This is a genomic window from Planomonospora algeriensis (assembly GCF_977012225.1).
Genome location: NZ_CDRNDK010000260.1, coordinates 1 through 9,040, shown reverse-complemented (window position 1 = coordinate 9,040; position 9,040 = coordinate 1). Strand labels below are relative to the sequence as shown.

Below are 9,040 nucleotides of genomic sequence, written 5' to 3'. Positions count from 1 at the left end.
CGCGCCGTCGCCGGGGACGTGCTGCGGGCGCTGCGCCGGGCGGAGGCCGATCCCGCGGGGCTGACCGAGACCGAGGCGCTGACCCTGCTCGGCCTCGCCGGGGGACCGGACGGAGCCGGGGCCGACGACGCGGGGCTGGACGAGCTCTGCCGGATCGCGGACGGCCTGCGCCGCGAGGCCGCCGGCGACGAGGTGACCTACGTCGTCAACCGGAACATCAACTTCACCAACGTCTGCTACACCGGCTGCCGGTTCTGCGCCTTCGCGCAGCGCCGTACCGACGCCGACGCCTACACGCTCTCGCTCGACCAGGTCGCCGACCGGGCCGAGGAGGGGTGGCGGGCCGGGGCGACCGAGGTGTGCATGCAGGGCGGCATCCACCCCGACCTGCCGGGCACCGCCTACTTCGACATCGCCCGGGCGGTCAAGGCGCGGGTGCCGGAGATGCACGTGCACGCCTTCTCCCCGATGGAGGTCGTCAACGGCGCCAGCCGGACGAACCTGTCCGTCGCGGACTGGCTGGCCGCGGCCAAGGAGTCCGGCGTGGACTCCCTGCCGGGCACCGCGGCGGAGATCCTCGACGACGAGGTGCGCTGGGTGCTGACCAAGGGCAAGCTGCCCGCCGCCGAATGGGTGGAGGTCATCACCACCGCCCACCGGCTCGGCATCCCGACGACCTCCACGATGATGTACGGCCACGTCGACACGCACGCCCACTGGGTCCGGCACATCCGCCTCATCCGCCGCATCCAGGAGGAGACCGGCGGGTTCTCCGAGTTCGTGCTGCTGCCGTTCGTGCACCACAGCGCGCCCATCTACCTGGCCGGGATCGCCCGCCCCGGGCCGACCGCGCGGGAGAACCGGGCCGTGCACGCGCTGGCCCGCATCCTGCTGCACGGCGCGATCGGCAACATCCAGTGCTCCTGGGTGAAGCTCCGCGACGACCTGTGCCGCCAGGTGCTCTCCGGCGGGGTCAACGACCTGGGCGGCACGCTGATGGAGGAGACGATCAGCCGGATGGCCGGGTCGGAGAACGGCTCGTTCAAGACGATCACCGAGCTCGCCGCCATGGTCGCCCCGACCGGGCGGCCGGTGCGCCAGCGGACCACCTCGTACGGCGTGCCGAGCGCGGAGCGGCTGGCCGCCGCGGCGGCCAGCGACGGCGTTTGTCAAAGTGTGCGTAACTTCGTGCCGCTTGAGCGTCTATAACAAGTTCTCTGTTGACTTGCGCTCGGTAAGGGGGATCTTGGGAGAATTGTCACTCCCCTGAAGCGAGAGGTACCAGCGTGCCCTCTTCCGGTCGACATCGCGTGGCCGCCGGCGCCGAGAGGCGCCGGCACCAGGCACTGACACGTGTTTCACTCGCCGCGGTGGCCCTGGCGGTCGCCGCCGCCGGGGCCGTGGTGGTGATCACGGACCGGATCGGCGCCGACTGCTCCGGAGAGTCGGTCCTGGTGGACGTCGCCGCCGCGGTGGACATCGCCCCCACGGTGATGGACGCGGCGGGGCGGTTCAACGCGAGCAGGACCGAGGTCGACGGCCGGTGCGTGCTGGTGCAGGTCACCGAGCAGCCCCCGGCCACCGTGCTGCGGACCCTGATCGGGGACACCGCGGGCGTGCTCGCCGCCCGCCCCGACGGCTGGATCTCCGACTCCTCCGCCTGGATCCGGCTGGCCCGCAAGCAGGGCGCGGCCGACCTGGCGGGCACCGAGACCGTGATGGCCACCTCGCCCCTGGTCTTCGCCACCCGGGACTCACTGGCCAAGCGGTTCGCGGTCGGCAGGACAGAGATGAACTGGCGGATGGTCTTCCCGCCGACCACTCGGGGCCGCGTCCAGCCCACCGCGAACGAGCCCGACGTGGTCCGCGTCCCCGACCCGTCGCTCGCCGGGGCCGGCATCGCCACCGTGGCCGCGGCCCGGGACGTGGTGGGCAGCGGGGCCGAGGCCGACCGGGCGCTCACCGCGTTCGTCCGATGGGCACAGGCCGGGGCGGCGCCCGACTACCGCAGCATGCTCGACGCGATCGACGAGCGCTCCTTCTGGAAGCGACCCGTCGTGATCGTCCCCGAGCAGTCGGTCTGGGAGCACAACCGGCGGCCCTCCGCCGACCCGCTGGTCGCGCTCCACCCCCGCGAGGGGACCATCAACCTGGACTACCCCTACGTGGTCACCTCCGGCGACCCGGCCAAGGCGGCCGGCTCCCGGGCCTTCGCCTCCTGGCTCCGCTCCGCGGAGACCCAGGACGCGGTACGGCGGGCGGGCTTCCGCTCGGCCGACGGCAGCCTGGGCCCCTACTCGCCCGGTCCCGAGATCCCCACCGCGGCGCCCCGCACCCGCCCGACCATCGTGCCCGCGGTGATCGACGAGGCGCTGGAGGCGTGGAGCAGGCTGGCCCCGCCGACCAACATCCTGGTCCTGGCCGACGCCTCCCGGCACATGGCCGAGCCGATCAAGGGGGACAAGGGGCGGACCAAGCTGACGGTCGCCCTGGAGGCCGCCCGGCTGGGCCTGCAGCTCTTCCCGAACTCGACCCACATGGGCATGTGGGAGTTCGCCGACGCCAAGGGTTCGGGCGGCGACCACCGCGAGCGGGTGGGACTCGGCCCGATCACCGAGGCCGAGGACGGGCAGGTCATCCGGCGCAGCCGCCTGGAGGAGCTCACCCGGACCCTGCGCGCCGACGCGAAGCGGGACAGCTCCCTGCACGACTCGATCCTGGCCGGGTTCCGCGAGCTGACCGGGGCCTACGACGAGGGCATGAACAACACGCTCCTGGTCATCACCGCGGGCAAGGACGACGGCAAGGGGATCTCCGGCGGGGAGCTGGCGGAGAAGCTGCGCGAGGAGTGGGACCCGCAGTACCCCGTCCAGGTCGTCGTGCTGGCCTTCGGCGACGACCTCGACCGGACCACCCTCGACCAGGTCGCCTCGATCACCAACGGCTCCCTGCACGTCGCCCGGGAACCCGGCGAGATCATCGACGTCTTCCTCTCCGCCCTCGCCCGCCGCCTCTGCCACCCCACCTGCCGCAAGGCCTGACCTCCCCGGCCCGGCCGGGATCCGGCAGCGGCGACCGGCCGTCGGGGAGGCCGTACCAGGCCCGGCCGCCTGGACCGGGCGAAGGGCCGGTCCACCGGCAGGACGGCCGGACCTGCGGCACTTCTCGGTGGGGGTACTCGGCAGATATCGAACGATCTATTCGGCAGATTCCGACTGACCTGCTCGGCAGATTCCGAATGAAACATGACGCCTGAACGCGTTTCCCCAGTTCAAGGCATGATCGTAGTGTGGCTGAGAGTGCCCTGAAGCAGACGGATTCGATGTCACCGAGACGGTCGACAAAAAGGCCCGCCATGGTCGCGATGTAAGCAGAGAGTGATCGAATGCATCCGATTCGCTTCATGGAGGGCTCTGCCTGTGTCATGCTCCCTGTCCGTGAAGCGGATCTACATCTCTCAGGTGGACATCCCGGATGCCATCGAGGACAAGATCCGGACCAAGCACAACCTGACAGGCGCGGAGGTTCGTGCTGCGTTGATCTACGGCCGGGACGTCGTCGGTCACGAACAGACGCACGAGCTGTACGGGACTCGCGTGATCGTCTATGCCGGGACGCGGAACGGACAGCAGTTCCAGGCCTTTCTCTACCCCGTCGATCGGGCGGAGGGAATCTACCGGCTCGGTACCGCCATCCTGCGGGAGATGTAGGCATGGGAACGGAGGGGGGGCATGATGACGTGTGTGACTGGAGAACCTGGGTTGTGGGGTGACGAGGACGGTCTCTCGTGGGATGACGTGGAAGAGATCGTCCGACATGCCACACCGGTGGAGGTCGTACGGGATCGGCGGAGTGTTCGGGTCGAATACCGGCGCCTGCGTCACGGCTGGCGTGCGGTCTCGCCGGATCTGCCCGATCTCGATGTGCGGAGTCGGACGCTTGCCGATGCCAAGCGCCTGGTTCGGGAGGCGTTGGAAGGGTGGCTCGACCCTCAGGTGACGATCGTGGACCGGGTCGTCCGGAGCGATCCTCAGACCTGGACGACCCCTCCGCTGCTCCTTCCGTTCCAAGGCGGAGGCGGGACCTCAGCGGTGTCGGCTGCCGGAACCTCCACCGCCCCCCTCCTGAATATTGAGTTCGTGCAGGAGAGCGCCTGATGCAGGCATTCATCGTGCTGTGTGATGCGGCGCAGCATGACGGTTCCAGCGGAAAGATCAACATATTGGGTGGCGACTGGTCGGCCACCGACACGAAGCTGCCGCAGAGTGCGCTGGCGGTTTTCGTCCGCGCGTCCTGGGAGGAGGCGGCCACACGACGGGTCTTCGCCCTTCGGCTGCTCGATGACGACGGCAGGCCTGTCACTGCCGGAACTCCGGGGAAGGAACGGCCGGTCGAGTACACCGGAGCCATGGAACTCAGTGGCGCAGCGGCCACGGTCGATGACGCCGTCCGGTCAGTCGACATCCACAACAGCTTCGCCGTCACGGTTCCCCGGCTTCCTCTGCTGCCAGGCCGGCGTTATACGTGGAGCCTCGAGGTCGACGGACAGGTTCTCACCTCGGTGGCCTTCGCTGTGACATCGGATGCCGGAGCCGACCCCGAGAGCTGAAGCCTGCGCTGAGACCCGATGATACGGTTGGCAGGCATGATCATCGGGAGGCCTGAGGGCCGCTTCGCTTGTTGTCTACCGGCTGGTCAGCCACGATGTCGGGGCGGCCCGTCACCTTTCCTGCCTCACCTGTTCGAAGGCCGGGGTCGCCGGTGAACGCCTCATCGCAGGAACCGCCGCGCGCCGCGCAGCCTGGTGCGGAGCCGCCGCTGGGTCGTGCCGCACTCCAGGCGCACGTCCAGCGGGCCGGGCACGCCGGAGTCCGCTCGCCGGCCTGAGGGCAGCCGGTCCGGGTCGAGTCCGTCGCGCCGGGCGATGAGCGATCCCAGTTCGTACCGGCTCACCGCGTCGGCTCCGGCGACGTGGTGGACGCCGTGATACCCGGATACGGCGAGTTCGAGGAGCGCCGCGGCGAGATCGGCGACATGCACGGGACAGCGCACGTCGTCGGTGAACAGCACTCCCTGCCTCCGGCCGGTGGCCAGGGAATGCACCAGCGCCTCGTGCGGGGAACCGCCGTCGCCGATGATCAGGGATGTCCGGGCTATCACCGAGGTCGGCGCGATCGCGGTCACCGCCGTCTCGGCGGCGGCCTTGGCCGCGCCGTACGGGGTGATCGGGTCGGGGACGCACGTCTCGTCGTAGCGGATCGCGGCACCGGAGAAGACCGCGTCGCTGGACACGTGGACCAGGCGCCCGCCCGCCGCGGAGGCGGCGAGAGCCACGTTCGCGGCTCCGACGGCCGTGGTCGTCCAGTCCGCCTGCCGGTACGCGGCGTTGACGACCGCCTCCGGGCGGAACGCGCCGATCAGCGCGTCGACGTCCTCCCGCCGGCGCACATCGAGCGGCGACCACTCGACACCCGCGCTCTCTCCCGGCCGGGTCAGGTAGGTCGCGGCCACCTCGTGCCCGGCCGCCGAGCACCGCCGGACGAGTTCGCCGCCGAGGAGACCGCTGCCGCCGACGATGAGAAACCTCATGACCGGCCACCGTAGCCGATCACACGATGACCTCCTGTGGAGGAGCGTAAATCACTTACGTCAAGGAGCGTAAGTCGATTTACACTTCTCGGCTCGTCGGCTCCCGGACCCCGAGGGTCCGCCCTACAACGTGACGGTGAAGTCGGCGGCGGCGCGGGGGGGCGCGGTCGCGCGGCGGGGCGGCGGGGCGGCCGATGGCGACGGCGCCCATCGGATCCCAGTCCGCGGGCAGGCCGAGCACCTCGCGGACCACCTCGCGGCAGAACATGGTGGACGACACCCAGGCCGAGCCCAGACCCTCCACGGCGAGCTGGACCAGGAAGTTCTGCACCCCGGCGCCCGTCGCGACCACGAACATCTCCCGCTCGGCGGCATTGCGGCGGTCGTCGCGGTAGGTGTGCGAGCCGTCCATCACCAGGCAGGGCACGGCCAGGTAGGGCGCGTTGCGCAGCACGTCGCCGCGGCGGACCCGCTTGGCGATCGACTCCGCGGAGAAGCCGTCCCCGCGCAGGTCGGCGATCCACGCCTCGCGCATGGCGTCGAGCAGCTTCTCCCGGATCCCGGCGGACTCCAGCAGCACGAACCGCCACGGCGTCGTGTGGTGCGGCGCGGGCGCGGCGATGGCCGCCTCCACCGCCCGCCGCACCTTGGCGCCGTCGACCGGCTCGGCGGAGAACTCCCGGATCGTACGGCGGGCGAAGACCACGTCGCGTGAGCCGTACCGGAACATGTCCTCCTCGGACTGGCGGACGACCTCGCGGACGCCGGGGCCGTCGTCGGCGGTGGTGTACTCGGCCATGCCCCGGACGACCGCCACCGGGGTCTGCGCGAGCTTGCCCTTGACCAGGTCGCCGGCGGCGGCGAACTCGTCGGCGATGGCGGTCACGGTGACCTCGAGCGCGTTGCCGTGGTCGTCGGACAGGCCGCGGTAGTCGAGCATGGGCGGCACCCCGGCGACGCCGACGGCCATGTCGGTCTGGCCGTTGCGCCAGGGGCGGCCGAAGGTGTCGGAGACGACCACGCCGACCGAGACGCCGAGCCGGTCCCGGACGCTCGCGCGCACGGCCCGGGCGGAGGCGTCGGGGTCGGCGGGGAGCAGCACGATGGTGCCGGGCTCGGTGTTGGAGGCGTCCACACCGGCGGCGGCCATGACGAAGCCGTGCGAGGTCTGCGCGATCACGGTCTCGCCGCGCCGGGCCACGACCCGGGCGGTCTCGTCCCGGATGGCCTCGGCGCGGGTGGCGTCCCGGCGGACCCGGCCCTCCGCCTTGCTCAGGATCTTGGAGGTGACCACGAGGATGTCGCCGTCGCGCAGGTCGGGCCGGGCGTCGGCGATCAGCGCGCCGACGTCGTCGCCCTCCCGCACCTCGGGGATGCCGTCGACCGCGAAGACCTCGATCCGGACCTCGGAGGGCTCGGCCTCGTCCTGCCGGAAGCGCCGGATCCTGCTCATCGGGCCTCCTCCCCGGCGCCGCCGCCGAGGCCGGTGTCCCCGCTGCCACCGGTGTCCCCGCCGGTGCCGGTGCCGGTGCCGGTGCCCGTGCCGCCGTCCGGTCGCGTCCGCGCGGCGGAGAGCTCGGTGGCGAGGTCGAGGGCGGCGCGGGCGATGGCGGCGGCCGCCTCGGCGTCGTGCATGATCAGCGGCCTGGCCTCGACCCGGACGCCGTCCAGGGCGACCCCGGCGTCCTCCTCGGCGACCAGCCAGCCGTCGACGAGCGCCGCGCCGTACAGCTCCAGGACCGCCTGGGCGGTCGTCTCCACGCCGATCGCGGTCAGGCAGGCGTCGGCCATGCCGCGGACCGGGGCGCCCCCGACGATGGGGGAGACGCCGACGACGGTCTTGCCCTCCAGCGCCTCGCGGATGCCCTTGATCTGCAGGATCGTGCCGATGCTGACCACCGGGTTGGAGGGCGGCAGGATCACCGCGTCGGCCTCCTCGATGGCCTGGAGCACGCCGGGCGCGGGCTCCGCCTCGTCGGCGCCGACCAGGAGGATGCGCTCGGCCGGGACGGAGGCGCGCATCCGCACCCACCACTCCTGGAAGTGCACGGCCCGGCGGCCCTGCGCGTCGTTGATCACGATGTGGGTCTCGGTGCGGTCGTCGCTCATCGGGATCAGCCGCACGCCGGGGTTCCAGCGGGCGCACAGGGCCTCGGTGACCTGCGAGAGGGGGTATCCGGCGTCGAGCATCCGGGTGCGCACGATGTGGGTGGCGAAGTCGCGGTCGCCCAGGCCGAACCACTGCGGCTCGACGCCGTAGGCGGCGAGCTCCTCCTTGACGACGTGCGACTCGTCCCGCCGTCCCCAGCCCTGCTCCTCGTCGATGCCGCCGCCCAGGGTGTACATCACGGTGTCGAGGTCGGGGCAGACCCGCAGGCCGTACAGGGTGATGTCGTCACCGGTGTTGCCGATGACGGTGATCTCGGCGTCGGGGGCGGCGGCCAGCAGGCCCCGCAGGAAGCGGGCGCCGCCGATGCCGCCGGCGAGGGACACGATGCGCATGCCGTCCAGTCTCCCACCGGCCCGCGCCGCTCCGGTCCGAAGGTCCGCGTCCGGGGCGCGACCAGCGCGGGAACGGTTTCCGCTGATCATCGGGAGGGGCGCGCCGGGTGGCGGATCCTCTCACGGGGCGTCCAAATTCGCGGTGAATACCGAGTAATGGGACACTTGTGGGATTCAAGAGCTTCCTGGGTCCACCGACGCTGAAGTCGGCCATGTGTAAAACTTGGCCCGGGTTTACCCAAGGACCCTAATGGGGGTAATTGTGATCAACGTCGATGCGGGCCGGCTCCGGGAGCCCGCCGCCTGGCTCATGGTCGCGCGGCGTCCGGGAGCGTGGTCGTCGGCATCGAGCGGCTGCTGTTCGGTTCGTCGCTCGGCGGGTCGTCCTTCGCGCTGCGCGCGGCCCTGTTCCTCCAGCAGCTCGTCTCGCCGGTGACCGTCGCCCTGCTCGTCGGCGCGGTCCTGCTGGCGGGCGGCCTCGGCCCGGCGGTCGCGCGGCTCAAGCTGATGGCCCAGATAGCCGTGGCCACGCTCGGCCTCGCCGTCCTGTTCGGCGTCATCGGACTGCTGGGCGGCGTGTTCGCCGGCGACACGGGCTTCATGGGCAAGGTGGAGTTCCTCCTCCTGAACGTGCCCATGCTCGCGCTGGCCGTGCTCGCCATCCTCTTCCTGCTCCCGAAGGCCGCGGCGAACGCCCCGGCGGCCGGGGCCCGTCCCGTGCAGTCCTGGGACACCCCGGGGTTCCGCCCCGACGGGGGCTTCGGCGGGCGGCCGACGGAGTACGGCGCGGCCCCCGCGGCGTACGGCGCCGCCCCCCAGGCGCACGAGCCCGCGCCGCAGACCCCCTTCCACCAGCCGCAGGGCGGCTCGTTCCCGGGCCACGCCCACCCCGAGGCGCCGATCCAGGGGAACGGCTTCGCCGAGGCGCCCGCAGCCGGCTCCGCCGAGG

Annotated in this window: 9 protein-coding genes; 6 read left to right on the top strand and 3 right to left on the bottom strand. The window is 71.8% G+C overall.

Features of this window, described 5'->3' with window-relative positions; translation table 11 throughout:
• The 5 genes from cofH to ACWJ6R_RS23440 form a co-directional block, all read left to right on the top strand.
• A partial coding sequence (gene cofH / locus ACWJ6R_RS23460; RefSeq protein WP_449064297.1) for a 5-amino-6-(D-ribitylamino)uracil--L-tyrosine 4-hydroxyphenyl transferase CofH occupies positions 1 to 1,209 on the top strand: 1,209 nt, incomplete at its 5' end.
• Positions 1,210 to 1,370: 161 nt separating this feature from the next.
• The gene (locus tag ACWJ6R_RS23455) at positions 1,371 to 3,041 is read left to right on the top strand and encodes a substrate-binding and VWA domain-containing protein (RefSeq protein WP_449064296.1); all 1,671 of its coding nucleotides are present in this window, start codon (positions 1,371 to 1,373) and stop codon (positions 3,039 to 3,041) included.
• Between the two features lie 396 nt (positions 3,042 to 3,437).
• On the top strand, positions 3,438 to 3,710 hold the full coding sequence (locus ACWJ6R_RS23450) for a hypothetical protein (RefSeq protein WP_449064295.1): 273 nt from the start codon (positions 3,438 to 3,440) through the stop codon (positions 3,708 to 3,710).
• Positions 3,711 to 3,797: 87 nt separating this feature from the next.
• A complete protein-coding gene (locus ACWJ6R_RS23445) occupies positions 3,798 to 4,157 on the top strand; it encodes a type II toxin-antitoxin system HicB family antitoxin (protein WP_449064294.1) in 360 nt (119 codons plus the stop codon).
• Positions 4,157 to 4,609, top strand: a complete 453-nt coding sequence (locus ACWJ6R_RS23440; RefSeq protein ID WP_449064293.1) for a DUF6941 family protein — start codon at positions 4,157 to 4,159, stop codon at positions 4,607 to 4,609. The genes ACWJ6R_RS23445 and ACWJ6R_RS23440 overlap by 1 nt, the downstream gene beginning before the upstream one ends.
• 161 nt (positions 4,610 to 4,770) lie before the next feature.
• Here the strand turns inward: ACWJ6R_RS23440 and ACWJ6R_RS23435 are convergent, their stop codons facing one another.
• The 3 genes from ACWJ6R_RS23435 to cofD all read right to left on the bottom strand — a co-directional run bounded on the left by ACWJ6R_RS23435 (position 4,771) and on the right by cofD (position 8,091).
• Positions 4,771 to 5,589: a sugar nucleotide-binding protein gene (locus ACWJ6R_RS23435; RefSeq protein WP_449064292.1), complete on the bottom strand. Its 819-nt coding sequence runs from the start codon at positions 5,587 to 5,589 to the stop codon at positions 4,771 to 4,773.
• A gap of 79 nt (positions 5,590 to 5,668) precedes the next feature.
• Complete coding sequence (locus tag ACWJ6R_RS23430; protein ID WP_449064291.1) at positions 5,669 to 7,042, bottom strand: coenzyme F420-0:L-glutamate ligase; 1,374 nt, start codon at positions 7,040 to 7,042, stop codon at positions 5,669 to 5,671.
• Complete coding sequence (gene cofD, locus ACWJ6R_RS23425; protein WP_449064290.1) at positions 7,039 to 8,091, bottom strand: 2-phospho-L-lactate transferase; 1,053 nt, start codon at positions 8,089 to 8,091, stop codon at positions 7,039 to 7,041. The genes ACWJ6R_RS23430 and cofD overlap by 4 nt, the downstream gene beginning before the upstream one ends.
• Before the next feature lie 333 nt (positions 8,092 to 8,424).
• On the opposite strand from cofD, the gene ACWJ6R_RS23420 reads away from it, so the two are divergent.
• Positions 8,425 to 9,040 (top strand): hypothetical protein (locus ACWJ6R_RS23420; RefSeq protein WP_449064289.1); only part of this gene is annotated, 616 nt, incomplete at its 3' end.

What these genes read in the sequence shown, in the direction of transcription:
- ACWJ6R_RS23430 (WP_449064291.1), bottom strand. Translation starts at nt 7,042, where the DNA reads ATGAGCAGGATCCGGCGCTTCCGGCAGGACGAGGCCGAGCCCTCCGAG.
- ACWJ6R_RS23440 (WP_449064293.1), top strand. Translation starts at nt 4,157, where the DNA reads ATGCAGGCATTCATCGTGCTGTGTGATGCGGCGCAGCATGACGGTTCC.
- ACWJ6R_RS23435 (WP_449064292.1), bottom strand. Translation starts at nt 5,589, where the DNA reads ATGAGGTTTCTCATCGTCGGCGGCAGCGGTCTCCTCGGCGGCGAACTC.
- cofD (WP_449064290.1), bottom strand. Translation starts at nt 8,091, where the DNA reads ATGCGCATCGTGTCCCTCGCCGGCGGCATCGGCGGCGCCCGCTTCCTG.